The sequence below is a fragment of the Lentzea pudingi genome (assembly GCF_014646255.1).
Lineage (GTDB): Bacteria > Actinomycetota > Actinomycetes > Mycobacteriales > Pseudonocardiaceae > Lentzea > Lentzea pudingi.
The window spans coordinates 77,055-103,879 of sequence record NZ_BMNC01000017.1 but is presented as its reverse complement, the minus strand read 5'-3'; the positions used below and the strand labels follow the sequence as shown (position 1 = coordinate 103,879).

At 70.5% G+C, this 26,825-nt stretch carries 25 protein-coding genes; 6 read left to right on the top strand and 19 right to left on the bottom strand.

What is annotated here, in order from left to right; genetic code table 11:
* Positions 1 to 72: 72 nt before the first annotated feature.
* Complete coding sequence (locus IEY88_RS45305; RefSeq protein ID WP_308426043.1) at positions 73 to 417, bottom strand: alpha/beta hydrolase family protein; 345 nt, start codon at positions 415 to 417, stop codon at positions 73 to 75.
* Between the two features lie 175 nt (positions 418 to 592).
* On the opposite strand from IEY88_RS45305, the gene IEY88_RS37045 reads away from it, so the two are divergent.
* Positions 593 to 1,576, top strand: coding sequence for a LacI family DNA-binding transcriptional regulator (locus tag IEY88_RS37045; protein ID WP_189159584.1), 984 nt, complete (start codon positions 593 to 595; stop codon positions 1,574 to 1,576).
* Between the two features lie 186 nt (positions 1,577 to 1,762).
* On the opposite strand, the gene IEY88_RS37040 is transcribed toward IEY88_RS37045, so the two are convergent.
* A complete protein-coding gene (locus tag IEY88_RS37040; RefSeq protein WP_189159583.1) occupies positions 1,763 to 3,544 on the bottom strand; it encodes an AMP-dependent synthetase/ligase in 1,782 nt (593 codons plus the stop codon).
* A 28-nt stretch (positions 3,545 to 3,572) separates the two neighbouring features.
* A complete protein-coding gene (locus IEY88_RS37035) occupies positions 3,573 to 5,711 on the bottom strand; it encodes a molybdopterin oxidoreductase family protein (RefSeq protein WP_189159582.1) in 2,139 nt (712 codons plus the stop codon).
* A gap of 256 nt (positions 5,712 to 5,967) precedes the next feature.
* On the opposite strand from IEY88_RS37035, the gene IEY88_RS37030 reads away from it, so the two are divergent.
* Positions 5,968 to 6,915: an MASE1 domain-containing protein gene (locus IEY88_RS37030; protein ID WP_229694109.1), complete on the top strand. Its 948-nt coding sequence runs from the start codon at positions 5,968 to 5,970 to the stop codon at positions 6,913 to 6,915.
* On the opposite strand, the gene IEY88_RS37025 is transcribed toward IEY88_RS37030, so the two are convergent.
* On the bottom strand, positions 6,912 to 8,483 hold the full coding sequence (locus IEY88_RS37025) for an alpha/beta fold hydrolase (RefSeq protein WP_189159580.1): 1,572 nt from the start codon (positions 8,481 to 8,483) through the stop codon (positions 6,912 to 6,914). The two genes, IEY88_RS37030 and IEY88_RS37025, sit on opposite strands and share 4 nt — an antisense overlap.
* A 111-nt stretch (positions 8,484 to 8,594) precedes the next feature.
* Here IEY88_RS37025 and IEY88_RS37020 point away from each other — a divergent pair, with 111 nt between their 5' ends.
* Entirely contained in the window at positions 8,595 to 9,581 is a 987-nt protein-coding gene (locus IEY88_RS37020; protein WP_189159579.1) for a PHP domain-containing protein, read from the top strand.
* Here the strand turns inward: IEY88_RS37020 and IEY88_RS37015 are convergent.
* Positions 9,544 to 10,125: a hypothetical protein gene (locus IEY88_RS37015; RefSeq protein WP_189159578.1), complete on the bottom strand. Its 582-nt coding sequence runs from the start codon at positions 10,123 to 10,125 to the stop codon at positions 9,544 to 9,546. The genes IEY88_RS37020 and IEY88_RS37015 overlap by 38 nt on opposite strands.
* Before the next feature lie 206 nt (positions 10,126 to 10,331).
* On the opposite strand from IEY88_RS37015, the gene IEY88_RS37010 reads away from it, so the two are divergent.
* The 3 genes from IEY88_RS37010 (at position 10,332) to IEY88_RS37000 (ending at position 12,283) form a co-directional block, all read left to right on the top strand.
* Complete coding sequence (locus IEY88_RS37010; protein WP_189159577.1) at positions 10,332 to 10,970, top strand: sensor histidine kinase; 639 nt, start codon at positions 10,332 to 10,334, stop codon at positions 10,968 to 10,970.
* Positions 10,967 to 11,590 carry a response regulator gene (locus IEY88_RS37005; RefSeq protein ID WP_189159576.1) on the top strand — a complete coding sequence of 208 codons (624 nt, stop codon included), beginning with the start codon at positions 10,967 to 10,969 and terminating at the stop codon, positions 11,588 to 11,590. The genes IEY88_RS37010 and IEY88_RS37005 overlap by 4 nt, the downstream gene beginning before the upstream one ends.
* 66 nt (positions 11,591 to 11,656) lie before the next feature.
* Entirely contained in the window at positions 11,657 to 12,283 is a 627-nt protein-coding gene (locus IEY88_RS37000; protein ID WP_189159575.1) for a response regulator transcription factor, read from the top strand.
* A 5-nt stretch (positions 12,284 to 12,288) separates the two neighbouring features.
* On the opposite strand, the gene IEY88_RS36995 is transcribed toward IEY88_RS37000, so the two are convergent.
* From IEY88_RS36995 to IEY88_RS36930, 14 genes are all read right to left on the bottom strand, one after another.
* Positions 12,289 to 13,584 (bottom strand): COG1470 family protein, encoded by a 1,296-nt coding sequence (locus tag IEY88_RS36995; protein ID WP_189159574.1) that lies wholly within the window; start codon positions 13,582 to 13,584, stop codon positions 12,289 to 12,291.
* A gap of 87 nt (positions 13,585 to 13,671) precedes the next feature.
* The gene (locus tag IEY88_RS36990; protein WP_189159573.1) at positions 13,672 to 16,632 is read right to left on the bottom strand and encodes a VWA domain-containing protein; all 2,961 of its coding nucleotides are present in this window, start codon (positions 16,630 to 16,632) and stop codon (positions 13,672 to 13,674) included.
* Positions 16,629 to 17,561 (bottom strand): zinc ribbon domain-containing protein, encoded by a 933-nt coding sequence (locus tag IEY88_RS36985; protein ID WP_189159572.1) that lies wholly within the window; start codon positions 17,559 to 17,561, stop codon positions 16,629 to 16,631. Before IEY88_RS36985 ends, IEY88_RS36990 begins: the two co-directional genes overlap by 4 nt.
* Positions 17,558 to 18,094 (bottom strand): phage tail protein, encoded by a 537-nt coding sequence (locus tag IEY88_RS36980; RefSeq protein ID WP_189159571.1) that lies wholly within the window; start codon positions 18,092 to 18,094, stop codon positions 17,558 to 17,560. The genes IEY88_RS36985 and IEY88_RS36980 overlap by 4 nt, the downstream gene beginning before the upstream one ends.
* Positions 18,091 to 20,016 carry a putative baseplate assembly protein gene (locus IEY88_RS36975; RefSeq protein WP_189159624.1) on the bottom strand — a complete coding sequence of 642 codons (1,926 nt, stop codon included), beginning with the start codon at positions 20,014 to 20,016 and terminating at the stop codon, positions 18,091 to 18,093. The genes IEY88_RS36980 and IEY88_RS36975 overlap by 4 nt, the downstream gene beginning before the upstream one ends.
* On the bottom strand, positions 20,016 to 20,417 hold the full coding sequence (locus IEY88_RS36970) for a GPW/gp25 family protein (protein ID WP_189159570.1): 402 nt from the start codon (positions 20,415 to 20,417) through the stop codon (positions 20,016 to 20,018). Before IEY88_RS36970 ends, IEY88_RS36975 begins: the two co-directional genes overlap by 1 nt.
* Positions 20,417 to 20,701, bottom strand: coding sequence for a PAAR domain-containing protein (locus IEY88_RS36965; RefSeq protein ID WP_189159569.1), 285 nt, complete (start codon positions 20,699 to 20,701; stop codon positions 20,417 to 20,419). Before IEY88_RS36965 ends, IEY88_RS36970 begins: the two co-directional genes overlap by 1 nt.
* 10 nt (positions 20,702 to 20,711) lie before the next feature.
* Positions 20,712 to 22,478 (bottom strand): VgrG-related protein, encoded by a 1,767-nt coding sequence (locus IEY88_RS36960; RefSeq protein WP_189159568.1) that lies wholly within the window; start codon positions 22,476 to 22,478, stop codon positions 20,712 to 20,714.
* Positions 22,471 to 23,205, bottom strand: coding sequence for a CIS tube protein (locus tag IEY88_RS36955; RefSeq protein ID WP_189159567.1), 735 nt, complete (start codon positions 23,203 to 23,205; stop codon positions 22,471 to 22,473). Before IEY88_RS36955 ends, IEY88_RS36960 begins: the two co-directional genes overlap by 8 nt.
* Entirely contained in the window at positions 23,202 to 23,630 is a 429-nt protein-coding gene (locus IEY88_RS36950; RefSeq protein ID WP_189159566.1) for a phage tail protein, read from the bottom strand. The genes IEY88_RS36955 and IEY88_RS36950 overlap by 4 nt, the downstream gene beginning before the upstream one ends.
* A gap of 9 nt (positions 23,631 to 23,639) precedes the next feature.
* The gene (locus IEY88_RS36945; RefSeq protein WP_189159565.1) at positions 23,640 to 25,778 is read right to left on the bottom strand and encodes a hypothetical protein; all 2,139 of its coding nucleotides are present in this window, start codon (positions 25,776 to 25,778) and stop codon (positions 23,640 to 23,642) included.
* A gap of 49 nt (positions 25,779 to 25,827) precedes the next feature.
* The gene (locus IEY88_RS36940) at positions 25,828 to 25,983 is read right to left on the bottom strand and encodes a DUF6760 family protein (RefSeq protein WP_308426042.1); all 156 of its coding nucleotides are present in this window, start codon (positions 25,981 to 25,983) and stop codon (positions 25,828 to 25,830) included.
* Positions 25,980 to 26,348 carry a hypothetical protein gene (locus IEY88_RS36935; protein ID WP_189159623.1) on the bottom strand — a complete coding sequence of 123 codons (369 nt, stop codon included), beginning with the start codon at positions 26,346 to 26,348 and terminating at the stop codon, positions 25,980 to 25,982. The genes IEY88_RS36940 and IEY88_RS36935 overlap by 4 nt, the downstream gene beginning before the upstream one ends.
* A 20-nt stretch (positions 26,349 to 26,368) precedes the next feature.
* Positions 26,369 to 26,812, bottom strand: coding sequence for a phage tail protein (locus IEY88_RS36930; protein WP_189159564.1), 444 nt, complete (start codon positions 26,810 to 26,812; stop codon positions 26,369 to 26,371).
* Positions 26,813 to 26,825: the final 13 nt, after the last annotated feature.

The window sequence follows — 26,825 nt, the reverse complement described above, 5'->3', positions numbered from 1 at the left end:
CAGGCTCGCGGTGTGGCCGCCCATCGAGTGGCCGACGACGGCGATCTTCGTGCGGTCCCAGCGGTTCTCCAGCTACGGCACGGCCTTCTCGATCTCGTCGAGGCGGTCCAGCACGTGCGACATGTCCTCGGCCCTGGACCGCCAGAACAGCGGCGCGCCGGGGGTGTCCGCCGGCAGGGACAGGGTGCGGCTGCTCAGGTGCGTGGGCTGCAGGACGACGAAACCCCGCTCGGCCCAGTGGTTCGCGAGCGGCGCGTACCCGTTCAGCGAGGACAGGTGATTCGAGGGACCGTGCCCGTGCGAAAGCAGCAGGATTGGCAGTCCGGTGCCCTCGGTCGGCGCGGAGACCTTCAGCTGCAGGTCTACGGGCCTGCCGGGGATCTCGAGCACGACGGGGCTCACCGTGAAGACGGTCATGGCGGTTCCTTTCGAGTTAAGCGGAGCGACGTTCCGGAACGATACGGAGCGCTGTTCCGCTTTGTCAACCACCGCCGTCCACTCAGGACCTGCCGCAGGTGGGCGCGGACTCGCAGGCCCGGCTTCACACCCGACCCGTCATGATTGCCCGATCCGGCACGAGGGTGAGGTATCCGTGGCAGTCACCATCCGCGACGTGGCACGCAGGGCGCACGTGTCCGTCGCGACCGTTTCGCGTGCCCTGACGTCCCCGGAGCTCGTGCGCCCGGAGACCAGGACACGCGTGCTGGCCGCCGCGACCGAGCTCGGCTACCAGCCGAACAGGGCGGCGCGCGGGCTGATCACGGGCAAGACGGGCAACATCGGCATCGTCGTGCCCGACCTCGACAACCCGTTCTTCACCGGCGTGCTCAAGGCCGTGCAGGCGCGGGCGATGCAGGCCGACTACGCGGTGTTCGTGGCGGACAGCGACGAGGACCCGGTCGCCGAGGCGAGGCTCGTGCACGCGATGGCCAAGCAGGTCGACGGCGTCGTGCTGTGCGCGCCGGGCCTGGAGGACTCCCAGGTCCACGAGGTCGCCGGGGTGACGTCCCTGGTGCTGCTGAACCGGCGCCTGGCCGGAGTGCCCGCCGCGTTGATGGACTCGGCGGGGGGCATGCACGCCGTCATCGACCACCTCGTCGCATTGGGACACCACCGGATCGCTTATCTCAACGGGCCTCGCACGTCCTGGTCCAACCAGGAGCGTCGGCGCGGGCTGATGAAGGCGGTGGCACGGCACGGGGTGGACCTGGTCGACCTCGGGCCGTTCGCGCCGCGCTACGAGGGCGGCCTGCAGGCGGCGGACCTGGCGGTGGCGGCCGACACGACGGCGATCGTCGCCTACAACGACATCATGGCGCTGGGCGTGCTGGCCCGGCTGCGCGATCGCGGCATCTCGGTGCCGGACGACGTGTCGGTGACCGGGTTCGACGACCTCACCTACGCCTCGCTGTGCTCCCCCGCGCTGACGACGGTCGCGATGCCGGTGGCGCAGGCGGGACGCACGGCGGTGAACCTGCTGCTGGACTGGCTCGACTCGGACACCACCGAGGTGCCACAGATCGTGGCGGAGACGCAACTGATCGTGCGCGGCACGACCACGCCGCCGCGGAAGTGAAGGGCCGCAAATGAAGGCGGCCCCGGCAGGGGCGTCTGGGGGGAGTACGCCTTGAGCCGGGGCCGCGAAGCGGCTGGGGCCCGAGGGGGGAGGGGGCCTGGCGCCGCTTGGTGTCCCACTCTGCCCTGAGCGGAGGGAATCCGCCAGGGTGGATGTACCTGTTTTTGGATTTCTCGTACGTACGGGTTACGCGTAGAGCTCTTCGTACAACCCAGAGTGAAGTCGGTGCACCACGCTGCGCTTGACCTTCAAGGTCGGCGTGAGCTCACCTTCCTCCTGGGACAGATCCCTGGTGAGCAGCACGAACTTCTTCACTTGGGAAACACTGGCGAAGTGCGAGTTCGCTTCGTCGACAACTTCCTGCACGAGCGTTCGCACGTCCGGGTGACCCACCAAAGATTCGACGTCGGACGGCAAGCCGCGCGCCGCCGCCCACGGCCCGATCTCGTCCGCGTCCAGTGTGAGCAGTGCCACACAGAACGGTTTGCGGTCGCCGAACAGCACGGCGTGCGAGATCCAGCGGGACTGGCGCAGCACGTTCTCCACGTTGGCCGGCGCGATGTTCTTGCCGCCCGCGGTGATGATGATGTCCTTCTTGCGGCCCGTGATCGTCACGAAACCGTCCGCGTCGATCTCGCCCAGGTCGCCGGTGTGCAGCCAGCCGTCCCGCAGCGTCTCGGCGGTGGCCTCCTCGTTGCGCCAGTAGCCCGCGAAGACGTGCGGGCCGCGCATCAGCAGCTCACCGTCCTCCCCCAGCGTCATCTCGAGACCCGCCACACCGGACGCGCCGACCGAGCCGAGCTTGAAGCGGCCCAGGGTGTTGATCGTGCCGACGGCCGTGGACTCGGTCATGCCGTACCCCTCCAGCACCGGCACCCCGGCCGCGTGGAAGAACCGCAGCACCTCGGGGGAGATCGGCGCGGCACCGGACAGCGCCTGCACGAGCCGGCCGCCGAACGCCGCGCGGACGTTGGCGAACAACGCGTCGACCTGCTCGAACGCGGCCGCCATCTCCGCCGGCACCGGTTCGCCCTCCGCACGCCGGCGCCGGACTTCAAGACCCAGCGCGACGGCCTGGGCGAGCTGCTCCGCGGGCACGCTCGACGTGACGAACGTGTAGATCTTCTCGAAGATCCGCGGCACGGACGGCAGGAACGTAGGCCGGACCTCGGCGAGCTCCGGCACGATCGCCTTCATGTCGCCGCCGAAGTAGGCGAGCGCGCCGCCCCGGTACATGGTGCCGAACATGATGATCTGCGCGAAGACGTGCGCGAGCGGCAGGAACAGGTAGACGACGCCGGTCATCGCGTCGATGCGGGCCTCTTCCGCGACCCGGCACAGCGCGACCCAGTTCGCGTTCGTCAGGACGCAGCCCTTGGGCGGGCCGGTGGTGCCCGAGGTGTAGATGATCAGGCTCGGGTCCTCCGGCCTGATCGCGGCGCGGCGGGAGTCGAGGACGCCCGCCAGCGGGGAGGTGCGGCCGCTGTCCTGCAGCTCCGCGACGCGCGAGCGGTCACCGGCCGGGTCGATCGAGAACACCGTCCGCAGCTCGGGAAGCCCGGCGCCGACGGACTCGACCTTGAGGCACTGCTCCTCGTTCTCCGCCACCACGATCGACGCGCCGGAGTCGCCGACCACCCAGGCGATCTCCTCGGGTGCGCTCGACGGGTAGATCGGTACGACGATGCCGCCCGCCGCGAGCACCGCGAGCTCGACCGCCGTCCACTCCGGACGGGTGTTCGCGAGGACGCAGACCCGGTCGCCCGCCTGCAGTCCGGCGTGGACGAACCCGGACGCGAGGTCCAGCACCACCTCGGAGACCTCGGCGTAGGTCTGCTCGCGCCACTGCCCGTCCTGCTTGAACCGCCACGCCACCGCGTCGCCGTACGCCTGCTCCGCGAGGAACGGCAGGTCGGCTATCCGGCGGACGGCTCGCACCGCGTTCGGGCTGGTGACTCCGGCGGTCATGGCGACTCCAATGCACCTCGGGGGAAGGTCACGCTGGCACGACCTGCACTCGGGTGCCGTTGAGGACGGCGGTGCCCGAGAGCGGGTCGATGCGGAGGTCGTCGGTGAGGAGGTTGACGTTCACGCCGGCGTGCTCGCCCGCGACGGTGAGCCGCGTGCCGGGCTGGTCGTGGCCCCAGCCGTGCGGCATCGAGACGACGCCGGGCGCGATGTCCGCGGTGACCTCGACCAGCACCTCGACCTTGCCGATGCGCGAGGTGACCTGGGCGGTCGCGCCGTCGGTCAGGCCGATGCGGCCGGCGTCGCCGGGGTTGACCAGCAGCGTGCACAACGGCTTGCCCTTCACCAGCGCGGGGACGTTGTGCATCCAGGAGTTGTTGGTGCGCAGGTGCCTGCGGCCGACCAGGACCATGCCGGTCTCGGGCGTGCGCAGGGCTTCGAGCACGCGCGGCAGGTCGTCCACGATCGGCTGCGGCGTGAGCTCGATCTTCCCGGACGGCGTGCGGAGGATCTCCGGCAGGCGCGGGGTGAGCGGGCCGAGGTCGATGCCGTGCGGGTTGTCGAGGAGTTGCCGCAGCGTCACCCCGTACGCGCCGGTGCGGAGTTTCAGGTCCAGCAGGCGTTCCTCGCGCGTCTCGCCCTCGGGTTCGAAGTCGGCGCCGGCCTTCTTCTTCAGGTCGGCGAGCTGGAACGCCGCGATGGCGTCGAGATCGGCCTTGGGCCCCAGGCCGCTGAAGATCGTGGCGAGCCGGAAGAAGATCTCCGTCTCGTCGACCCTGCCTTCCTCCAACGGGATCGCGGCGCGCGAGTACTTCGCGACGTTGCGGACGGAGTTGTTGAGGAACGCGATGTCGTAGTGGTCGCGGCGGGACGGTGGCGGTGTCGGCAGGATGACGTCCGCGTGCCGCGTGGTCTCGTTGAGGTACGGGTCGACGCTGACCATGAAGTCCAATGAGGACAGTGCGTCGTTCACCCGCGCCGAGTTCGGCAGCGACAGAGCCGGGTTGCCGCCGACCGTGAACAGCGCCCGCACCTGACCTTCACCGGGCGTCTCGATCTCGTCGACCATCGTGACGGCCGGGAACTCCCCCATCACCTCGGGGTGCCACTGGACGCGGCTGTGCCAGCGGCCGATGGCGAAACCCTTGCCGGTGCCGGATCCGCGCCTGCTGTGCGCGGGCAGCGGCCACATCGCGCCGCCGGGCCGGTCGAGGTTGCCGGTGAGGACGTTGAGCGTGTCCACGGCCCACGACGCGACCGTGCCGAACTCGACGGTCGTCGTGCCGATCCGGCCGTAGACCACAGCGCGTTCCGCCTGCGCCAGCCGCCTCGCCAGCGCCCGGATCGTCCCGGCGTCGATCCCGGTGCGGTCCGCGACGGCGTCGGGACCGAACGGCTCGACGTGCTCGCGGATCACCGAGTGGTCGGTGACGTGCGCGGCGAGGTCCCTGAGGTTCACCAGGTCCTGGGCGAAGAGCTCGTGGATCAGGGCCAGCAGCAGGAACACGTCCGTGCCCGGCCTGATCACGACGTGCTGGTCGGCGGCCTGAGCGGTCCGGCTGCGGCGCGGGTCGACGACGACGAAGCTGCCGCCGCGCTTCTGCAGGGCCTTGAAGCGGCCCGGCGCGTCCGGGACCGTCCAGAGGCTCCCGTTGGACGAGAACGGGTCGGCGCCCAGCACCAGCATGAAGTCGGTGCGGTCGATGTCGGGCACCGGGATGGAGAAGATGCCGCCGAACATGTGGCCGACCTGGACGTGCTTCGGCATCTGGTCGACGGTGCTGGCGGTGAAGACGTTGCGGCTGCCCAGGGCCTTGCGCAGCGGTCCGGCGTAGAGGCCGCCGGCGAGCGAGTGGACGACCGGGTTGCCGAGGTACATCGCGACGGCGTCGCGGTCGGGGAAGTCCTTCAGGCGTTCGTCGACGTGGGCGAAGGCCTCTTCCCAGGTGGCCTCCCGGAACTCGCCGTCGCGCTTGATCAGCGGGGTGCTCAGCCGGTCGGGGTCGGCGTCGAGCGTGCCGAGCGAGGCGCCCTTGGGGCACAGGAAGCCCTTGCTGAACTCGTCCTCGCGGTCACCGCGCACCTTCGTGACGCGGTCGCCCTCGACCGTCAGCTCGAGCCCGCACATCGCTTCGCAGAGCGGGCAGGTCGTGAACACGGTCCTCATCGGGTCCCCTCACACAGCTTGTTACCAACGGGTACTAGGCGTCTGCCATCGGATGCAACCACCCGGCCGAGGTCGACCCGAACGGCCCAACGACCGCCCGAGAGTCGCCGAGCATACCAGCCGGTATGTCGATTTGCACTGGTCAAGACCGGGCGGGGTTCCGGAACTGTCCGGTACCGGTCTACGGGTGGGTCCAGGTGGGTACGCCGGGTCGTCAGGTCTGGTCATCACGTGTGCACGGGTGCAGCATGTGTCGGTGAACGCCGCAATCCGGACCGTCGCCACGATCGCCGCGATCGCGGTCGCGTACTTCGCGACCGCGCAGGTCGGCCTGGTCCTGGCCCTCGTGGAGGGTCAGGTCACCCCGCTGTGGCTGCCGACGGGCATCTCCGTGGCGGCACTGCTGATGTCGGGCCGCCGGATCTGGCCGGGGATCACCCTCGGGGCGTTCGCCGCCAACATCTCGCTGGGCGCGCCCCTGCTCTCGGCATTGCTGATCACTGCGGGCAACACCGCCGCGCCCCTGCTCGCCTGGTACCTGCTGACCCGTTTCGGTTTCCGTCCCGCGCTCGACCGGCTGAAGGACGCGCTGCTGCTCGTCTTCGCGGGTGCGCTGGGAGCGATGATGGTCAGCGCGGTCGTCGGCGCGGCGGCGTTGCGGATCGGCGGCGTGATCCCGTGGCGCGACGTGCCGGCCGTGATGTCGGTGTGGTGGACGGGCGACGCGATGGGAGTGCTGGTGTTCACGCCGCTGCTGCTCACCCTGCCCCGCCGGTGGAGGGCCCCGACGCGCCGGCTCGCCGAGGCGGCGGCGTTGCTGCTCACCACGGCGGTGCTCGCGTCGTTCGTGACCGTGTCGGGGTCGCGGTTGCTGTTCCTGGTGTTCCCGATGCTGATCTGGGCCGCGCTGCGCTTCCAGCACGCGATCGCCGCCCCGTGCGCCGTGATCATCTCGGTGGCCGCCGTGATGTCCGCGGCCAGCGGTCACTTCGCCGCCGACGACCTGCTGACCACGATGATCGTGCTGCAGGCGTTCAACGGCTCGGTGGCGCTGACCGGGCTGATCCTCTCCGCCATCACCAGTGAGCGCAACGAGGCCAGGCAGGCCATCGAGCGGGCGTGCGAGCAGTTGGCCGAGACCGTTGCGCGCTACCAGGAAGACGGTGCGCGCAAACGGCTCGGTCGTGTCGTGCCGCCCGGTTAGAAGGGTTTGGTCTCCACAGCGATCTCACCGAGGATGTCGCTCAACGGGCGTGCGGACTGCGCGCCCAGCGACGCCGCCTGGCCCGGCGGCACCGTCTCCGCGATGTCCGTGCCCGCGCACGTGACGCGGGAGGCCGGCAGGATCCCGGACACCAGGTACTTGTTGACCAGCGTGTCGACGCAGGCGTTGCGGCGCAACGCGTAGTGCCCGTGCTGGCCGTCGTTGGCCACGCTGATCAGCGGCTGGTTCAGGTGCTCCGCCATCACGCGGCCGTTGGCGAGCGGGGTCTGGGTGTCGCCGTCGGAGTTGACCACCAGGCCCGCCGGGTACTTGCGGGTGATGGCCGGGATCTTCTCCGGGCGCTGGAAGGCGCGGAACGTGCAGTTGGTCGGCGCCATGTAGTCGACGGTGCCGCCGTACGGGTTGGTGTCGCGCCAGCGCTTCATGTCGTTGTAGTAGGTGTTGACGTCGGAGAACCAGTCCCACTCGCACACCACGGCCTGGAAGGTGCCCGGCGAGGTGGGTTCGATGTCGCCCTTCTTCAGCGCCGCCACGATCGCGGAGGCCTCCGCGGGGTCGGCGACGCCCGCCTTGATCGAGGCGATGTGGCGCGAGAACGCGGCCCACGAGCGGCGGTAGCGGGTGGCGCCGGCCGCGTAGTCGAACGAGGTCACGTCCGCGTAGCCGCCGTACGGGCCGTCCTTGAGCTTCGCGGCGATCGCGTCGAGCTCACCGCGCACGGCGGCCGGGGTGGTGCCGAGGCCGTAGGTGCCGTTGCGGGCCGCGGTCCACTCGGTCCACTTCTTCAGGTTGTCGGTGATGGCGTCCACCACGTCGACGTCCTGCTCGTGCCACGTCTTGAGCGGGTCCAGGGCGGAGTCGAGGACGCTGCGGTCGAGGAACTTCGGGAACATCGAGCCGTAGACGGCGCCGAGCTGCGTGCCGTAGGAGTAGCCGACGTAGGAGATCTTCTTCTCCCCCATGGCCCCGCGGATGACGTCCATGTCGCGGGCGGTGTTCATGGTCGAGATGAACCGGCGCATCTCACCGCCGCCGCGCTGGCAGTTCGCCTCGACGGCACGGGCGTAGTCCGACCAGTTCGCGAGCTGCGAGTCCGTTGGGCGCGAAGGGAACTCGTCGTCCGACGGCGTCGAGACGCAGCGGATGTTCGTCGAACGGCCGACACCGCGCGGGTCCATGCCGATGACGTCGTAGATCTTCAGAACGTCGGTCTGCGCGTTGAACCAGTGCACGGCGCCGAGGCCCGAACCGCCGGGGCCGCCGGGGTTCGTCATCAGCACGCCCCTGCGGCGCGCGGGATCGGTGGCCTTCTTGCGCGAGATGGCGACTTCCAGGTTGCCGTTGCCCGGGTTCTTGTAGTCCATCGGCACGATCACCGTGGCGCACTCGACCCCCGCCGAGGGCGTGACCCAGCCCGCCGGGCACTCGGCCCACGCGACGGTCTGGGTGTAGTACTCGTCCAACGGGCCAGGCGCCGCCTGGGCCGTTCCCACCAGGGACATGAACAGCGGGGCGACCAAAGCCGCCGCGCCCCAACGCTTCCTCACCGCGTACCCCTCACGATCGTCGGACAGCGACAGAACGCTGTCGCAGTCGCGGACGCGGTCGACACCCCCGAAGGTCGGGTGAAATTGACCGAAGTGGGGTAGGAAAGAGGTATGGATCCGGTCAAGGCGTTGAAGCAGGTGGCGTTCCACCTGGAACGGGCCGGCGAGCCGACCTACCGCGTCCAGGCGTTCCGCAACGCGGCCGCCGTCCTCGCCGACCTCGATCCCGCCGACGTGGAGAAACGGTCCCGCCTGGGCACGCTCACCGACCTCAAGGGCGTCGGCAAGTCCACGGCCGGAGTCGTCGTGGACGCGCTCGCGAACCGCGAACCGTCTTATTTGGCGAAACTCCGGCACGTCGACATCACCGGCGGCGAGGAGATGCGGTCGAGGCTGAAGGGCGACTGCCACGTCCACTCCGACTGGTCCGACGGAGGCAGTCCGATCCGCGACATGGCGGAGGCGGCGCGCGACCTCGGCCACGAGTTCATGGTGCTGACCGACCACTCGCCGCGCCTGACCGTCGCGAACGGACTGAGCCGCGACCGGCTGGAGAAGCAGCTCGAGGTGGTCGCCGAGCTGAACGCCGAACTGGCGCCCTTCGTGGTCCTCACCGGCATCGAGGTCGACATCCTCGACGACGGCTCGCTCGACCAGGACGAGGACCTGCTGGCACGGCTCGACGTCGTGGTCGCGAGCGTCCACTCGAAACTGAAGATGCCGCGCGCCGAGATGACCCGCCGCATGGTCAACGCGGTCAGCAACCCGCACGTCGACATCCTCGGCCACTGCACGGGAAGGCTGGTCGTCGGCAAGGGCCGCCCGGAGTCCCAGTTCGACGCGGAGAAGGTCTTCGAGGCCTGCGCCGAGCACGGCACGGCGGTCGAGATCAACGCGCGGCCCGAGCGGCTCGATCCCCCGCGCCGGCTGCTCAGCCTGGCCGTGGACGCCGGGTGCACGTTCTCCATCGACAGCGACGCGCACGCGCCCGGCCAGCTGGACTGGCTGAACTACGGCTGCGCGCGGGCGGAGGAGTGCGGCGTCGACCCGGACCAGGTGATCAACACGAGGAGCGCAGCTCGGCTGCTGTCCGGGTGAGGTGCTCGTACCAGGACACGAGCGGCCCGGTGTCGGCCAGCGCGCGGCCGAGCGCGACCCGGCACAGGTCCCGGACCGGTTCGGGGTCCCACGCGGCGACCAGGGCGTCGAACGACGACCCCAGCGCGCCGAGCGCGTAGTCCTCCAGCCCGGCGCAGATCGGCACGACCGTCCCGTCCGCCTGCACCACGAACGGATCGACCCGCACGAACGCCGTGGGGTCGGCCCGCAGCAGCGCGGCGGACGTGACGTCGAACTGCACCTCGACGGCGTCGTCCTCGGCGACCCGGCCGAGCTCCACCGCCGCGTGGACCAGATCGACCCGGCCGACGCCGTGCGGCCGCACGCGCACCTTGCGAGCGCCCTCCCCGACCGCCTCGGCGGCCAGGCCCCGCAGCATCGCCACGTTGCCCGGCACCAGGTCGATCAGCACCGTCACCCGGTGCCCGTCGGCGGCGTGCCCTCCCACCTCGTCCAGCGCGACCACCAGCTCGGCTCCGGGCACGGCCCCGAGCCAGCGAGGATCGCGGACCTCGACTCCCATGTCCTTGCGGAGCAGGGGACAGGCGTGGAGATACCGCTCACCGGATCGTTTGGTCTTCCCGTCCGGCTGTATCAACCACCCGCACGCTTCCATCAGAGTGGAGTACGGCCCCGAATGGTCCGATCGAGGGACTTCGTTCACACCATCGGGCAAGCCGGAAACGGCTGGTCAGCTGCGAGCGAAGTCATCGGTGGGAGGGAGCGGAAATGCGCCGCCAGTTCATCGTGCCCGCGGAGTCCTGCGCCAGGAGTGCGGCCGAGGCGCGCCGCACGGTGCTGCGCGATCTCCACGACGGTGTCGGCCCCTCGCTCGCCGCGGTCGCCCTCGGGCTGCGGTCGGCGCGGCAGCTGCTCGCCTCCGACCCGGCTGGCGCGGCCCGGCTCCTCGTGCTGCTGGAGGACGAGATCCACTCCGCGATCGGCGACATCAAGGCGCTGGTCGCGAACGAGAGCCCCGCGTCGGTGGCCAAGTTCGGTCTGGTGGGGGCCGTCGAGACGTTCGTGGCCGCGTTGAGGTCCCGGCTGCACGTCGAGATCGAGGTCCTGGTGCTCGGTGAGATCCCGCCCGTGCCCGACGCGGTGAGCGTGGCGGCGTACCGGATCATCCGCGAGGCCCTGACGAACGTCGTCACGCACGCCGACGCGCGCACGTGCGTTGTGCGGCTGTGGTTCGACGCCGAACTGCACGTCGAGGTGGTCGACGACGGGGTGGGTTCGGCCGAGGTGACGACCGGTGTGGGGCTGGCGTCGATGCGGCAGCGGGCCAGCGAGCTCGGCGGTGACTGCCGGGTCGAGCCCGGTCGCGACGGCGGCACCAGGCTCGCGGCCGCGCTGCCGGTCTCATGAGCCTGCGCGCGCTGGTCGTGGACGACCACCCGTTGTTCCGCCAGGGCGTGATGGCGGCGCTGGCGGACAGCGGCATCGACGTCGTGGGTGAGGCCAGCGGCGGGACGCCGGCGATCGAGCTGGCGCGGCGGTTGCGGCCGGACGTGATCGTGATGGACCTCAACATGCCCGATCTCGGCGGCATCGAGGCGACGCGCCGGATCGTCGCCGCCCGGCCGTCCGCACGGGTGCTGGTGCTGACCATGTTCGAGGACGACGAGTCGGTGTTCGCGGCGATGCGGGCCGGTGCGCGGGGTTATCTCGTCAAGTCCTCTCGGCCGCAGCAGATCGTCGACGCGGTGCGCGCGGTCGGTGAGGGCGAGGCGATCTTCAGCCCCGGCGTGGCGACGCGGCTGCTCGACTTCTTCGCCACCGCACCACGTCCGAGCGCGCTGCCGGAGCTGACCGGGCGCGAACGCGACGTCGCCCGGCTCATGGCCGCGGGCAAGGGCAACGCCACGATCGCGCGGGAGTTGGTCCTGAGCACCAAGACCGTGCGCAACCACGTGTCCCACATCCTCCGCAAGTTGCAGGTCGCAGATCGTGCCCAGGCGGTGAACGCACTCCGGGACCGTTCGTGACAAGTGCCCATGTCGGCCGGGACGCGCCCGGCAGGATGATGGACGCAGTCGTCAGAAGGGGAGCTGATGAACGCCGAGCCAGTCACCGTCGTCCTGCACGCCACTGATTCCATCACTCGCGCAGGCGTCACCGTCGCACTGCGGTCCCGCCCGGAGATCAGGCTCGTCGAGCCGGAGACCACCGAGCGCTGCGTCGCGCTCGTCGTCGCCGAACGTCTCGACGAGACCGTGCTGCAACTGCTGAGAAAGCTGCAGTGCCAGCCGAACCCCGGCATCGTGCTGATCGCCGGGGACGTGGCCGACGCCGAACTGCTCGACGTCGTCGGCAGCGGGGTGTCCGCCGTGCTGCGCCGGGCCGACGCCACCCCGGACACGCTGGTCCGGCTGATCCGCGCCGCGCACGCCGGGGAGGGCTCGCTGCCCGCCGACCTGCTCGGCCGGTTGCTCGGGCGCGTCTCCGCCCTGCAGCGCAACGTGCTGCGCCCCAACGGGTTGAACCTCGCCGGCATGTCGAGCCGGGAGACCGAGGTGCTGCGGATGATCGCGGACGGCCTGGAGACCAGGGAGATCGCGGAGCGGCTGTGCTACTCGCAGCGCACGGTGAAGTCGATCCTGCACGACATCACCAACCGCTTCCAGCTGCGCAACCGCGCCCACGCCGTGGCTTTCGCGCTGCGCGAAGGCCTGATCTGACGGTCTCATCCGGAGCGTCCGTTGAGCACCACCGACGGGGTGCACGAGCCCTTGGGCTGCGGGTTCTGGCAGCTCACCCGGAACACGATCTTCTCGCCCGGCTGGAACCGCAGCGGCTCCTGGAAGTGCTCGTCGCGGTCCCGGAAGTTCCCGAGCCCGATGACCCGGATCGTGCTGCGCGTCCCGGCCGCGTCCCGGACGAGCTGGGCGGTGCCCGTGTCGCCCTTGGCGTTCTCGAAGAAGACGTCCTTGATGAGGAACGTCTTCTTGTCGTCCGGCGGGGTGAACGTGACCTCGGTGAACGAGCCGGTGTTCGCGACGATCGGCGCGGTGACGTCGATCCGGAACGTCACCGGCTCGCCGCTCTCGGCGGGTTTCGGCAACGTCGGCGTCGCGGCGGTGTCGCCGGGTTTGATGCCCAGCGCGTCCAGTGCCTGACCGGCGTTCGCCGCGGCCTGCTTCGACTCGTCCTTCGCCGCCCCGGCCGCGCTGGCCGCCTGGTCGGCCCTGTCCTTGATCTCCTGACTCTCCTGCCGCACCGCCTCGCGCGCCGCAGTCTTCACGGCGGGCGCCAGCACCGTGAACCACAGCGCCACCAACGCCCCCGCGACCAGCAGGAGCGCGATCAGCAACGGCAGCACCCACCTCGGCAGCAGCGGGCGCTGGACCATCGTGCCCTGAGTGATCAGCGTGTCGCCGTGCTCCGGCGTGATCTCGACCTGGAACGGGAGCCGCTTCGGCTCCCCGCGCAGGAACCGCCGGCGCGGCTTGGCCCGCAGCCGAACGAACGCCGTGGTGCCGGGCGGCAACGCGATGTCGGCGCGGTCCAGCCGGAAGTCCAGCTCGTCCTCGGGGTCGACGGCCCGCAGGCGCAGCAGCGTGGGCGAGTTGCCGACGTTGTCGACGGCGACCTCGAACTTGGCCCTCCGCGCGCCCTCGGCCTTGGCGGGCACGAGTTCCGCGGCCACGTCGGTGAACGCGCCGACCGTGACGACACCTTCCTCGACCACCGAGCCGTTCGGGTCCTCACGGGAGATGACCCGGACGCCGAACGGGACCGTGCCCGCGTGGACGCCCGGCTCGCGCGGTGGGGCGAACCGGATGAGCACCGGAGCGGACTCACCGGGGTTGAGGTTCACCACGGCCGGTTCGGCGTGGCTCCAGGACGAGGCCTCGCCGACGACGTCGATCGTGAACTGGTCCACCAGCTCACCCGCGTTGCGCACCACCACCTGGCACGTGACGTCGCCACCCGGCGCGACCGATAAGTCCGAAGTGGACAGTGTCGCTGTTGCTCCCATGTCGTGAAGTCTCCTTCGTGTGCCCTGCGCTGACAGCGGCGTTCCAGGCGTGGCCGGGTGCGCTCTTCGCTGCCCGTTGGGGAAGCTCTAGCCGCGTTCGATGAAGTCCGCGGGTTGGCTCGTGTTGGGCAGCACCAGGAAGTCCTCCGATTTCACCTCGCCGAACCTGGTGCCCTCCACCGTCGCCGCCAGCGCCTGCCTCGGTCCCTCGGTGTCGTTGTGGAAGACCAGCATCTGCGCGGTGAACGTGCCGTCCGCGGTCGTCAGCTCGCCCGGTGTCTCGGAGATGCCCGGCGACCAGCCGAGCCTCACCTTGGCGCCCGGCGGGAAGTCCTTGCCCTGTAGGGAGACCACGCCGCCGAGAGGTCCGGCCTGCTGGTCGAGGGTGATGACGGGCTGCTTGACGACGATCTGGGTGGCCGCCACGTTGTCGGACGCGATCTCGTCCGGGCCGGTGGCGATGACGACGCCGACCAGTTCCCGGTCCACGGCCTGGGTGGCCGGGATCGTCAGCCTGACCTCGGTCTGGGCGTCCGGGCCGAGCGTGCCGGCCAGGCATTCCGGCTCGCAGCCGAACGCCGAGGCGACCACGCGCACGTTCGTGAGCGTGGAGCCGGAGCTGTTGAGCAGCGTGAAGGTGACGGTCACGTCGTCGCCGCCGACGAACGCCGGCTGCGGGGCCGCCGCGACCGCCAGCGAGAGCGATCCGGTGCGTTCCAGGACCTTCACGGTGACCTTCGAGGTGATCGTGCCGACCGCGGCGGTCACCTCGTGCTCCCCCGCTGTCGTGCCGGTGGCGTCGCCGCTCACGACCTTGCGCTCCCCCGGTGCGATCGGGCCGAGATTCGACCCGGCCGGTCCGCCCCGCAGGCCCGACGGCATCGTCACGGTCAGCGTGGCGGGCGCGGGGGCGAAGCCGGTGTTCGCGACGGTCACCTCGATCGTCGTCCTGCCGTTGAACGGGATCTCGGCCGGAGTGGCGGTCGTGGTCACGGTGAGCCGCGGCAGCCGTTGCACGGCGGGCTGGCTCGCGTTGCGGGTCAGGAGTCGAGGGGTGCCGCCCTGCACGGGCACGGTCCACAGGTCCGGTGGCTGTTCCACGCCCGCGGACTCGAAGACGAGCCTCGTGCCGTCCGGGAGCCACGCCGCGTCGCGCGGGCGGCCGATGCTGCCGCTGTCCTCCACGACGACGCGGATGTCGGTGCCGTCGGCCTTGACCGTGCAGATCCGCTCGTCCTGGGTGAACGCGAGGCTCTGGCCGTCCGGGGACCACGCCGGGTGCTCGTCGTCGTAGCCGTCGCACTCCTCACCGAAGCGCGCGGACAGGTCGAACTGGCTGCTGCCGTCCGGGGTCACCAGCCAGATCCGTGAACCCTCCGGGTCGTCTGCGGTGATCGTGACGATGGCGGTGTCGGTGCCGGTGTTGCCCTGGGCGTCGGTCGCCGTGCAGGTCACCGTCGTGATGCCGACGGGGAACCTGGTGCCGGACGGTGGCGTGCAGGCCGGGGTCAGGACGCGGTTCCGCGAGTCGGTCGCGGTGGCCTGGTAGGTGATCGTGGCGCCGCTGCCGTCCCGGGCTTGCGTGGCGATGTCATCGATGCGCACCAGCGGTTTCACGAGGTCGGCGACCTGGACGGTGACGGTCTGGACGTGACCGGGCCTGGCTTCCTGCTCGTTGTTGAGGCGGAACTCGACGGTGCAGCGCAGGGTGCTGCCCGGGACGGCGTCCGGTGAGACGGTGAACTTCTCGGCGAACCGCGCGTCCTCACCGCTCGGCACGGTGACGGGCCCCGGCGGGGTGAGCGCGACGGTGAGCCCGTCGCCGCACCGGGGCACCGCGGTGACCTTGACGTCGAGGTCCTTGATGCCGTCGAGGATCGCGGTGCTGATCTCACCCGGTTTGTTCTCGTCGAAGGTCTGCAGCGAGCCGTCGGTGGCGACGACGAACCGGGTGGCCTGCCCGAACTGGTCCAGCCCGCCGCTGTCGATGCCGACGAACCGGATGTTGGCGGCCTGCAACGCGGTGATCGCGTTGTCGACGGTGTCGTCGTAGTTCGGGGGCATCAGGCGTTCGGCGGTGCCCTCGTCCCCGATCACGACGACCACGCGGCTGGAGTCCGGCCGGAAGTCGAACGCGTCCGTGGCCGTGCGGATCAGGGCGTGCGCCCAGACCTCGGTGGAACCCTGGTCCCGGATCACGTTCACCTCGCCGATCCCGGCGACCGGGTCCTCGTCGAATCCGGAGTGGACGGTGGAGGTCCGGCCCTCGTTCTCCGGTCCGGCGAAGCTCGCGATGCCGAACCGGGACTCGGGCTGCAGGGTCTTGATGTCCCCCATGATGTCGATGAGGGTCTTCTTGACGCTGCCGATCTCGCCGTCCATCGAGCCGCTGATGTCGATGAGCAGCACGACGTCCGGCTTCGGCGGGATGCGCGGGGTGTGCACGACCTGGTCGAGCTCGAACGTGCCGCCCCGGCGGGCCGGGAGGTCGGTGGCGGGGCGGGTGATCCGCGGCGGTGGTTGCCGGATGGTGCTGGACCTGCGGGTGATAGCGATGGTCCGGCCGTCCGGGGACCAGTCCGGCTGGGTGTCTTCCGCGCGGAGGTGCTGCGGGATCGCGATCTCCCCGGTCTTGGCGCCGTCGGACACCCGGTGGATCTGGATCCTGGGCCTTTCGCCGTCGCCGATGGGGAACCAGGTGACGAGCGCGATGCTCGTGCCGTCCGGGGACCAGGCCGGTTCCGACTGCCGGAGTCGTTCGGCGTTGAGGCGCCTGGGATCGGTGCCGTCGGCGTTGGCGATCATGACGTGGTCGCCGTCGACGTAGGCGAGTTTCGTGCCGTCCAGCGAGAACGCCGGGTCGTACTGTTCCCGAACGGTGCCGGTCAGGTTGGTGCGCGCGTTCCCGGTGCTGTCCACCTTGAAGACGTGGCCGTCGGTGCTCGTGAAGCCGATGTCGAACGGTTCGGCGGGCGGTTGGGCCCGCAGCACCGGCACCGGCAGCACGAGCAAAGCCACGAGCAGCAACGGAAGTGCGCGCACGGTCATTTCACCTGCTTCTCGAACAGCTCGATCTCGCTGATCACCGTGTCGGTGCTCTCGGTCGACGGGTAGACGCCCGCGACGAGCACCTGGACCTGCTGCACGCCGTCGCCGTTCTCGATGGCGTGCTCCTGCTGGCCGGGCGCGTCGGTGAGGGTGATGTCGTCGGTCTTGCCGGTATCGAACACCAGCGTGAGGCGCTGCGGCCGTTGAGAACCCAGGTACTTCTCGGGGTCACCGCTGTAGACGATCATCCGGCGCAGGTCGGTCTTCCGGTCGAACCGGATCGTGAGCGCCGGGGTCCTCGGGTCGGTCTGCGCGGCCCAGAACGTGCCCTTGTCCGTGTCCATGGCGAGACCCGCCGGGTGGTCCGGGCGTTCCTGCGAGGCGGAGATCGCGCTTTGCCTGACCGGGACCCACTTCTCGACGAAGATGCCGGCCACGGCGTCCTTCGCCTGGATCGCCTGGGTGTTGACGCTGCTGCGGAACGGCTGCGAGAACCCGTACAGGCAGGCGAACAGCAGCACCGCGATCGCCAGCGTCCAGCGCACCGCCGTGCCGACGCCCTGGCGGACCTTGGTGGTCGTCCTGACCCGGCGTGGGCGGCTGCCGCTCTCCCTGACCTTCTGGCCCTTCCTCCACCGCTTCCACCACGGCTGGCGCTCGACCGTCGCGTCGACGAGCGTATGGCCGCAGACGGCGCAGAACCGCCTGGTGGCCACGTTGCCGGAGCCGCACTGGCCGCAGATCAGGTCACCGGGCTGCGGCCGGCGCCGGAGCGTCTGTTGTGGACGGTGGTGCGGTTGTTGTTGCCGCGGCTCGTCCGGGCGGACCGGACCGGCCTGGGCGCCGGTCCACTTCAGGAAGTCACCGCAGTTGCCGCAGAACTCGGTGTTCGGCGCGTTGTGCTCGCCGCAGGTCTGGCAGACGATCATGTGGTCACCTCGATGGTCGTGGCGACGTGGGCGGGCACCATCCGGCGCACCGCCGCGGTGATGCGCGCCCGGTCCACCGCGTCCGGGCGCTCCACCCGGACGCGGACCAGCACGTGCGCGGGGGAACCGCCGGGGACGGGGCCGTTCGGGGTCGCCGAGGTCGCGGTGCCGCCGCTGTCCGCGATGTCGACGCGGCCGCCGGTGAGCAGCCAGACGTGTTCGGCGAGGCCTCTCCTGGTGCCGCGGAACCGGTGCAGCCGGACGGCGCGGGCGACGAGTTCGCGGCGCTGGGCCGAGGACCAGTTCTCGTCCAGGTCGAGCGCGACCCAACCGGCGAGCCAGTCCACGAAGTCCTCGGGGGCGAGCCGCGGGTCGAGGTAGGCGGCGAAGCAGTCGAGGACGGTGAAGACCGGGGCCAGCACCTCGTCGAGGGCCTGGGTGAAGCGCTGGGTGAAGTCGTCGTCGGTGTAGACGGCGGGCATGCGTTCGCCCAGGGGGTGCGGGGAGAGGAGGTCGTCCACGGCGTTCCTCATGCCCTCACCACCCTGACCTGGTGGCCGTACGAGAACGCGAGACCGTTCGGCGGCAGGTCGACCCGTTGCTGCGACTGGCTCCTCTCGCCGGTGGCCAGGTTCGCCGCGAACAGCTTGACGTCCTCCACCAGTTCGACGCCCTGGATGCGTTGCAGCACCGCGTAGACCTCGCCCGAGTGCACCGGCCTGCCGAACGGCCAGCCCGTCCCGTCCGCCCCGCCGCGGATCGGGTCGAGGTGGGCGGCGAGCGCGTCCACCGCCCGTGCCCGGACGGCCTCGGTGGGGGTGCCGGGACGGGCCTTGAGGTCCGCGACCACCGTGACGCCCTGGTAGAACGGCGGTTCGACGCTCACCCGCGCCCCGACGCACCGGCGCGCGTCGAGGTGGCGGGCGATCCGTTCGAGCGTCTCCTGGTCGACCTGCAGGGCCGCGAAGTTCGGCTCCTCGTGCTGGGGCACCGCCGGGACGACCAGCACGCGCACACCGTCGTCGCCCGGCGCGCACCGCACCCGTGCGACCTCCGGGGCGGCCTCCCTGGCGAGGACCTCGTAGTCCTCGGCCGTCACCGCCCGGTCACGCGTGCGCAGTGACAGCGGGCCTCTCAGGGCCGCGTCGTCGACCGACTCCCCCGCGACGCCGCCGCGGCCGGGTTTGCGGTTCGTGACGCTGCTGACGAACGGCACCGGATCCCGTTGCACGGTCACGAGGTTGCGCGCGACGTTGCCGCGCGGGCCGCCGCCGGTCCGGTACTCGGGGACGCGGATGGCCGCCGACTTCGCCGGGACGGCGCCGTAGTGGCGCAGCGTGCCGTCCTGCTGCCGGACCGCCGGGCCGAAGATGATCTGGCCCTCGGTGTTGTCCAGCAGGAAGTGCCGGTCCTGCGGGCCCGACTCGACGAACCCGCGGACCTCGGTCCAGGTGTCCCAGCCGTCCGTGGTGGCGACCTCGACGGTGATCGGCTCGCCCGCGACCACCGGGGTTCTCGCGAGCGGGAAGCGCTGGCCCGCAACGCCTTCCGAGACGCCGACGGTCTCGTTCTCGACCACGTCCGCGTGCACGGCCTCGGCGGTGCCACCGATCGTCGACGCCGTGACGTCGCGGAGCTTCGGCGACCGCTGGTAGAACGGCTGGCCTGGCCACAGTTCGGCGGCGCGGCACCGCAGCCAGCCCGCGCGCTGCCGGACCAGGACCGACGTGGTGTGGCCGGCCGGGACGTGCACGACGACGTCCCCGGCGGAGTTGAAGCCACCGTTGGTGAAGTGGTCGACCTCGCAGGCGGCCCAGCCCTCGTCGGTCCAGGCCTCCCACGCCCACGGCGGGTCCGCCGGGTTGATGCCGGAGCCCATCGGTTCGCAGTCGAACCGGAGCAGCACCGCGCAGCCGGGAACCGCTTCGGACAGGCCGAACAGCACGGCGTCGTCCATCTGCGGCTGCTCACTGAACGCCTGGGGTTCCTTGGTCGCCCTGAGGTCGTCGGTGCGGTCGATCGGCTGGCCGTTCGCCGTGGCCGTGGCGAGGTGCGCGAGCTCGCAGGACACGATCGTGAGCGGGCGGTCGACCGTGAAGACGACCGGGTCCTCGACGCCCTGGCGCTGGGTCGCGACCTGGTTGCCCCGCGGCACCTCGACGGGGGCCGGTTGCGCGGCCGAGAGCCAGTAGGTGACGTCCACGCGTGCGGCGGTCGGGGCGAACAGCTCGACGCCGATCAGGTCGAGGAACTTCAGGTAGTTGAGCCTCGGCACGCGGTTGAGCCGGTACATCAGCTCGTCGACCATGTGCGCGAAGGTCTCGATCAGCGTGACACCGGGGTCGGAGACGTTGTGATCAGTCCACTCCGGACAGTGCTGCTGGACGCGGCGCTTGGCCTCGTCCACGAGCTGCTGGAAGCGCCGGTCGTCCAGGTTCGGCAGGGGGAGCGGCATCACGCACCGTCCTCGTGCGGCGGTATGACGTAGAACGGGAAGACGAGGTTGCGCGGATCGTTGGTGGTGCTCAGGGTGTAGCGGATGTCGATCAGCAGGGTGCCGCTGGCCGCCTCGGCGAAGTCCACGACGACGTCGGTCAGCTCGATGCGCGGTTCCCACCGCTCCAGCGACTGCCGCACCTCGTAGGCGATCTGGCCGGCGGTCGTGGAGTCGGCGGGCGCGAACACCAGGTCGTGGATCGCGCAGCCGAACTCGGGCCGCATCGGCCGTTCGCCGGGTGCGGTCGCGAGGATCAGACGGATGCTCTCGACGATCTCGCGGTCGCCGCCGACGAGCGCCACCGAGCCCGTCGCGTCGGTGCGGACGGGGAAGCTGAGGCCCCTGCCGATGAACTCCATCACCCTCCTATCAGGACGGTCGGGCAGCCGGGCGGCAGGATCGGCGCGCCGCAGCCGCTCATGTCGCCGACGCGGGCCGCGGGCTTGCCGCCGATCAGCACGGTCGGGCAGCCCGGCGGCACGATCGGCGTCGGCGGGTGCACCGCGGGCGGCGGGAACGAGCACGTGTGCAGGTCCCCGACGGTCGCGGCCGGTGTGCCGCCGATCAGCACGGTCGGCACGCCGGGGCCGGTGATGACGCCGGGATGGGCTGTCATGTCGGCAATTCTGGCTGCGGGAGGCATCTGCTGTTCCTCAGTTGATCTTCACGATGGCGCCCTTGACGGTCAGCGGCCCGCTGGCCGTGACCTCCGTCTGCGCCTGGCCGGCGATCTTGACCTGGGCGCCCTCCGCCCTGAGCTCGGTCTGCGCCTTGATGGACACCTTCTGCCCCTTGAGCTCCAGCGGTCCGGTGCCGGCGTCGACGGTGATGCCGTTCTGCGCCCTGACGTTGACGGTCTTGGCGCTGGTGATCTCGATGTTCTGCGCCTTCTGGTCGATCCTGACCTGGAACTTCCCGTCACCGCTGGAGATCACGATGCCGTCGTCCTCGATCAGCTCGACCTTGTGCCCCTTGCGGCTCACGAAACCCCGGACCGCGATCTCGCCGCTCGCGCCGTCCACGGCGGCTTTGGTGAACTTCGGCGGCTGGTCCTTGCCGTTGTGCAGGCCGCCGAGCACGTACGGGGCGTCGAACTCGCCGTGCTCGAAGCCGACCAGCACCTCGTCGCCGACCTCGGGCAGGACCACCGCACCCCGGCTCGCGCCGGCGCCCTGCTGCACGGTCCTCGCCCAGACGCTGGTGAAGTCGTTTGCCAGCCAGGGGAACTTGACCTGGACGCGACCGAGTTGCTTGGGGTCCTTGGCGTTCGTGACGATGGCGGGGACGAGTCCGTTGAGCGGCTTGACCTTCGTGCTGTGGACGAGTCCGTAGAGCGAGCGCTCCTGCCGGCCGGAGACGGTGAACTCCGTGGTGTAGCCGGTGTGCTCGGCGAACAGGTGCCGGGTGCTGGTGAGCGTGTACCTGCCCTGGAAGGGTTCGCCGACGTTGGTCAGCGCGACCGCCGTGCCGGCCTTGAGCTCCGGGTTCCCCCTGGCCACGCCGGTGAGTTCGGCGCAGGAACCGCCCAGCTGGGCGGCGAGCGCCTCCGCCGCCGCCTTCGCCTCGGCGTGCGTGCGGTAGTGGCCGGTTTCCAGGTGCGGCTGCGCTGCGAACTTGTTCGCGAGCTCTTTCGGGTTGGCCTTGGGGACCTCGACGCCGGCGGTGGCCGGGACGGCGGTGGCGACGACCTCCTGCTTGTTCTCGAAGTCCCAGCCCCTGACCTGGACCTCGGGGACCTGGCCCGCGGTCGTGATGCCGGCCCTGAGCGCCACGAGCGTGCTGTGCATCTCGAGGACGAGCGGGTTCGACCTGGCCTTGGCGTTGGCTTTCGGTGCCTTCGCGGGAGGTTCGGGCAGCCTGAAGTCGAGCTTGCCGTCCTTGACCGCGATCTGCGCGCCGACCGTGCGCGCGAGGCGGCTGAGGAACTCCCAGTCGCTCACGTTGTCCTGGCTGAGCTGCGTGTCCGGCCGGCCGCCGAAGCCCGGCACGTCGTCGATCGTGCCCGCCTTGATGTTCGCGCGTCCGGCGACCTTCCTCACGACGTCCGCGACCGTCATGCCCGGGTAGACCGCGACCCTGCGGCCGCGGAACAGCCGGTGCGCCTCGTCGTACCCTCGGACCTCGGTGAACGTGCCCTGCGCGTCGAGCTCGACACCAACCGCCGTGATCTCGCCGCTCATCAGGGGTTTCGGTCCGCCGGGGTCCGCGGTCTGGACCTTCAACGCGGCCTTCGCCCCGATCTCGAGCCCCGCCTTGGCGAGCACGACGTGGCCGGGGTCGCGGAACCGCAGCACGAACATGTCCGGCAGGTTGCGGCTGTCGTCCACGTAGGCGTAGGTGAGCAGCAGCTTGACGTCGGCGGGCAGCGGCTTCCCCTCGACCTCGACGACGAGGTTGTTGGCGAAGCTCTCGTTAGCCATGCTGGACCTCCTCCAACGCGGGCACGAGCACCGTCGTGCCGGGGGCGAGGCGCATCGGGTCGTCGATGTCGTTGGCCTCGGCGATGTACCGCCACAGCTCGGGGTCGCCGTAGGCCTGGTACGCCAGGCTTTGCAGGCTGTCGCCGGCCGTGAGGGTGTGCGCGTTCCTGGCGGCGAGCGCGCCACTGGTCGGATTCTGCCCGCCGGGTTCGCCGCTGACCTCCTCCAGGTTGACCGTGCAGAGCGCCCTGACCGGCATGCCGCCGGGCGTGAAAAGCGTGTACTTGGCGCTGACGCTCGCGACGTAGCTCGGGAAGCCCGTCGTCGTCCCCCACTTGAAGATGACCCACGGCGGACTGCCCTTGCCGCCGGTTCTGCTGTCCTTCGTGGGCACTGTGAGCGCGAACAGCTGCTCGACCTTCTTGATGGTCGCGTCGCCCATGGTGTCCGTGGAGTCGAGGAAGATCTCCAGGCTCAGCTTGGCAGGCTCCGCACCCTTGAACTCGGGCACGCCCGCCTTGGCCGCGTTGGGTTGCGTCTGCCGCTGCCACTTGGCGTTCTTGGCGAGCGTCAGCTCCTTGGGGTTGAACTGGAACTTGATCTCGTCGATCTGCGCCCCCGGCTTCTGCAGCCCACCGGGCTTGGGCGGCTCGTGCACCGTCAACGACGCGTGCTCCATCTTCTTGGACGTGGTCGCGTTCCCCGCGCTCGTGAACGTGACGGTCATCGCGCGTCCAGGAACCCGTGGTGCGCCAACTCCAACGTCTCGGTGGCGACCTTCGTCTGCTCGGCGCTCAGCTGCGGCCCCGTCCACCGGACGGGAACCACCTCGGCCAGCGACCAGCTCGCGATCACCCTGCCCTCCAACGTCTTCGCCTCGATGACCGCGGTCCTGCGCTTGATGCCCGCCGCCATGCCCGCGATCCAGTTGGTGATCTTCTGGCTGTCCCTCGTCACCGGCCTGCTGAGCTTCACGTTGGGGTACTTGATGCGCGTCGGCAGCTGCCACACCATCCCGTTGTTGCCGCCTTCTTCCCGTTGCTCGATGACGAACTCACACCCGAGCCCCTCACAACTGTTGAAGGCCCCCAGGTCGTCCTTGTCCACCGACACGCTGAAACAGACGGCGACGGCTTCCTCCGGTGCACTCATCACACGTCCTCACATGTCGGTGAGCGCCCCACGACGCTCACGGTCGAGCCACAGATCGGCCTTGAGCCGCCGCAGCAACGGGTCGTACAACTTCCGCAACAACTCGTCGGCCCCCGGCCCCTGCACCGGCACCTCGACCCGCTGCACCTCCTGCGGCCCGACCTCGACCACCCGCTGCACCACCGTCTCCACCGTGGGCGCCTTCGCTTCGACCACTTCCTCAGCGGCACGTGCCACCACCACCGGCAGTTCGGCCCCCTTCCGCTCCCGGGGTTCCGTGGTGCGTTCCGCGAACCGTTGCACGGCCCAGCTGCCGGTGAGCGGCCGCTGGGGCTCCGTCTTGCCGGGGCTCGCCGCGAGCTGCACCAGGGGAAGGGCCGTGGCTTCGGCAGCGCGTTGCGCGGCAACGCCGAGCGACGGCACCTCGGCCAGCCCACCGGAAGTGGCCGCCGATGCGGGGTGGCTGGGCTCCGGTACCCGCTGCACGGCAACGCCGAGCGACGGCACCTCGGCCCGCGACGCCACCGTTAAGTCCGCGGCCCTCTGCACCTCGACGCCGGGTGACGGTGCCTCTGGCACACCAGCGGCTGTGGGTGCCGGAGTGGAGATCGGCTCACCAAGCCCCAGCCTGCGCGAGCGGGTCGGTACGGGCGCGGATTCTCTCGCGGAGCGTTGTACGACCGCGTCGGACCTGCTTGCGGACGGCTCTGGCGCGATGAGTGGCCTGCTTGCACCGCTCGTCGTCGTGGATGGTGTGCCGGCGCTGCTGGGCGACGCGGGCGGCGGGGTGCTTTGTTCTGTCGCGGTGCGCTGCACGATGCCGGGCTGCGGTGGGGTGAGCGTCGGGGTGTCGTGTTCCGTCGCGACGCGTTGCACGCTGCCTCGTCCCGACGGGGTGAGCGGCAGTGCTCTGTACTCGGTCGAGCCGGGTGGCGGGGTCCTGTGCTCCAGGGGGACGGGCGGCGAAGCGTCGGGCCTCGACGCGGTGCGCTGCAGGTTGTCGGGCGGCGCTGGGTTGCGGTCTTCGGTTGCGGTGCGCTGCGGGGTGGCGGGTTCCAGCGGAAGGGCAGCTCGTTGCACGGTGGCGCGTCCCGGCACGACCGGTTCGGCGGCGGCACGCTGCAAGGTGCCGTGCTCCGGCAGGACATCCCGCTGCAAGGTAGGGCGTTCCGGTGCGGCGGCGCGTTCGGTCGCGGTGCGCTGCAGGGTGCCGACCTCAGGTGGCGCGTCGGGCTCAGCCGCAGCCCTTTGCACGGCAGCGCGTTCCGGTGCGGCGGCGGGTTCGGTCGAGGCGCGCTGCAGGGTGCCGGCTTTCGGCAGGGCGTCGTGCACGGCGGCTGCCCGTTGAAACGCGGTGCGGTCCGGCACGGCCGGTTCGGTCGCAGCCCGTTGCACAGTGGGACGTTCCGCTGCCGCTGGTGGGGTCGCAGTCCGCTGCACGGTGGCGCTCTCCACACCGACAGGCTCGGACGCAGCCCGTTGCACGATGCCGACCTCCGGCACAGGCACGGCCGGAGCCCGTTGCACGATCGCACTTTCCGCCGCGACCGGCTCGACCGCGACCCGCTGCACAGTGACGCCTTCCGTCGCCGCGGGCGCGGCCACAGCACGCTGCACGGTGCCGACCTCCGGCACGGCGGACTCGGCCGCAACCCGCTGCACGCTGCCGACCTCCGACACGACAGGCTCAGCCGAAGCCCGTTGCACGATCGCACTTTCCGCCGCGCCCGACTCACCCGCGACCCGCCGCACGCTGCCGACCTCCGACACCACAGGCTCAGCCGCAACCCGCCGCCCACTGCCGCTTCCCCCCGCCGCAGCCCGCTGCAGAGCACCACCCCTCGCCGGAGCAACACCGTCTCCCCCAACGGCCGGCGAGAAGTCCACCGACCGGGGCGCCGGAGGTGACGAGTCCAGGGACGGCTTGGCCACGTCGGCGATCGAGCCCGACGGTTCCGACTCCCCCACCGCGTGTGCCAGGGGCGCGAGGAACGACGGGTTCTGCCAGGCGGTCAGGCTCGCGGAGAACTTCGGTACCGGGTTGATCAGCGGGTGCGGGGCCACCAGGCGTTGCAGGGGCGGCAGGGTTCGCCAGTCCGACCTGACGACCGGTAGCGGGGCGGCGGCTCGCCGTCGAAAGGGCCACACGACTGATCACCTCCCTGAACTTGAGCACGCGAAGCAGAACGAAGAACCCCTACCCCGCCGAGATGCGGGCGTTGATGCGGCCGATCTCCTCCACGTACCGCAGCCGGTCGGCGTGTTCCAGGTCCAGAATGGACTCAAGCGACCAGTGGAAGTGGTAGGCGACGTACGCGACCTCCGAGTACAGGCGGTCCGCCACGTACGTCACGATTCCCCCAGGCGCCCACCGGCGATGTCGACCTCGAAGCCGTGGCCGCAGGAGGGGCACGAGACCGGGGAGCGGGTGTGGCCCTCGCTGTTGATGCGGCGGTACATGTCCTGCAAGAACGCCAGATCGGCGGCGAACAGGTTCTCGATGACGCCGGCGTGCACGTCGGTCACCGAGCCCAGCCGGACGACCACCCGGCCCAGCAGGACGACGGTCAGGTACGCGGCGTTCTCGCGGACCCTGTCGTCCCGCAACGGGATCAGCTCGTCGCGGGCCGTGGCGAGGCGCATCACGCCGGCACGGTGCACCACGCCCGAGTCGTCCACGTAGCCGCGTGGGAGTTCGAAGGCGAACTCCGTCTGCATCTCGACCACGGCGGAACGCTTCACTCGACGTCCATCTCCTCGTAGGTGACCGTGAGCTTCTCGGTCAGCACGGAGGTGTCGCCGGCCTTCAACGTGCCGATCTCCAGCGCCTTCGGCCACGCGCGCATGATCTTGTAGCGCTTGATGGCCTGGCCCTCGTAGTCGTAGACGACGACCACGCCGTTCTTGCGGGCGGCGCCCATCTTGCCGAAGCGGGAGTCCTTGACCCACTTCTCGAACGAGTTGTCGGCCGTGAGGCCCCTGGTGAAGACGACCTCGCCCGCCTTCATGCGGCCCGGCAGCTTCTTCACGACGTACTTGCCGTCGGCCATGTTCTGCTTGAGCTCGATGACGTCCTGTTCCATCTTCAGGCCCGTCACCTCGGAGATCTGCTTGATCGTGATGCCGTCGACCTCCAGGCCGAACGAGTGGCCTACCGACGTGTCGAGATCGGGGAGTGCCATGTCGCAGAACCGC

Coding starts and splice junctions, on each gene's coding strand:
- IEY88_RS37010 (WP_189159577.1), top strand. CDS start 10,332: ATGCGCCGCCAGTTCATCGTGCCCGCGGAGTCCTGCGCCAGGAGTGCG.
- IEY88_RS36955 (WP_189159567.1), bottom strand. CDS start 23,205: ATGACCGTCACGTTCACGAGCGCGGGGAACGCGACCACGTCCAAGAAG.
- IEY88_RS37005 (WP_189159576.1), top strand. CDS start 10,967: ATGAGCCTGCGCGCGCTGGTCGTGGACGACCACCCGTTGTTCCGCCAG.
- IEY88_RS36985 (WP_189159572.1), bottom strand. CDS start 17,561: ATGATCGTCTGCCAGACCTGCGGCGAGCACAACGCGCCGAACACCGAG.
- IEY88_RS37035 (WP_189159582.1), bottom strand. CDS start 5,711: ATGAGGACCGTGTTCACGACCTGCCCGCTCTGCGAAGCGATGTGCGGG.
- IEY88_RS37000 (WP_189159575.1), top strand. CDS start 11,657: ATGAACGCCGAGCCAGTCACCGTCGTCCTGCACGCCACTGATTCCATC.
- IEY88_RS37040 (WP_189159583.1), bottom strand. CDS start 3,544: ATGACCGCCGGAGTCACCAGCCCGAACGCGGTGCGAGCCGTCCGCCGG.
- IEY88_RS36960 (WP_189159568.1), bottom strand. CDS start 22,478: ATGGCTAACGAGAGCTTCGCCAACAACCTCGTCGTCGAGGTCGAGGGG.
- IEY88_RS36980 (WP_189159571.1), bottom strand. CDS start 18,094: ATGAGGAACGCCGTGGACGACCTCCTCTCCCCGCACCCCCTGGGCGAA.
- IEY88_RS36970 (WP_189159570.1), bottom strand. CDS start 20,417: ATGGAGTTCATCGGCAGGGGCCTCAGCTTCCCCGTCCGCACCGACGCG.
- IEY88_RS36935 (WP_189159623.1), bottom strand. CDS start 26,348: ATGCAGACGGAGTTCGCCTTCGAACTCCCACGCGGCTACGTGGACGAC.
- IEY88_RS36930 (WP_189159564.1), bottom strand. CDS start 26,812: ATGGCACTCCCCGATCTCGACACGTCGGTAGGCCACTCGTTCGGCCTG.
- IEY88_RS37020 (WP_189159579.1), top strand. CDS start 8,595: ATGGATCCGGTCAAGGCGTTGAAGCAGGTGGCGTTCCACCTGGAACGG.
- IEY88_RS36950 (WP_189159566.1), bottom strand. CDS start 23,630: ATGAGTGCACCGGAGGAAGCCGTCGCCGTCTGTTTCAGCGTGTCGGTG.
- IEY88_RS36975 (WP_189159624.1), bottom strand. CDS start 20,016: ATGCCGCTCCCCCTGCCGAACCTGGACGACCGGCGCTTCCAGCAGCTC.
- IEY88_RS45305 (WP_308426043.1), bottom strand. CDS start 417: ATGACCGTCTTCACGGTGAGCCCCGTCGTGCTCGAGATCCCCGGCAGG.
- IEY88_RS36990 (WP_189159573.1), bottom strand. CDS start 16,632: ATGACCGTGCGCGCACTTCCGTTGCTGCTCGTGGCTTTGCTCGTGCTG.
- IEY88_RS36965 (WP_189159569.1), bottom strand. CDS start 20,701: ATGCCTCCCGCAGCCAGAATTGCCGACATGACAGCCCATCCCGGCGTC.
- IEY88_RS36995 (WP_189159574.1), bottom strand. CDS start 13,584: ATGGGAGCAACAGCGACACTGTCCACTTCGGACTTATCGGTCGCGCCG.
- IEY88_RS37015 (WP_189159578.1), bottom strand. CDS start 10,125: ATGGGAGTCGAGGTCCGCGATCCTCGCTGGCTCGGGGCCGTGCCCGGA.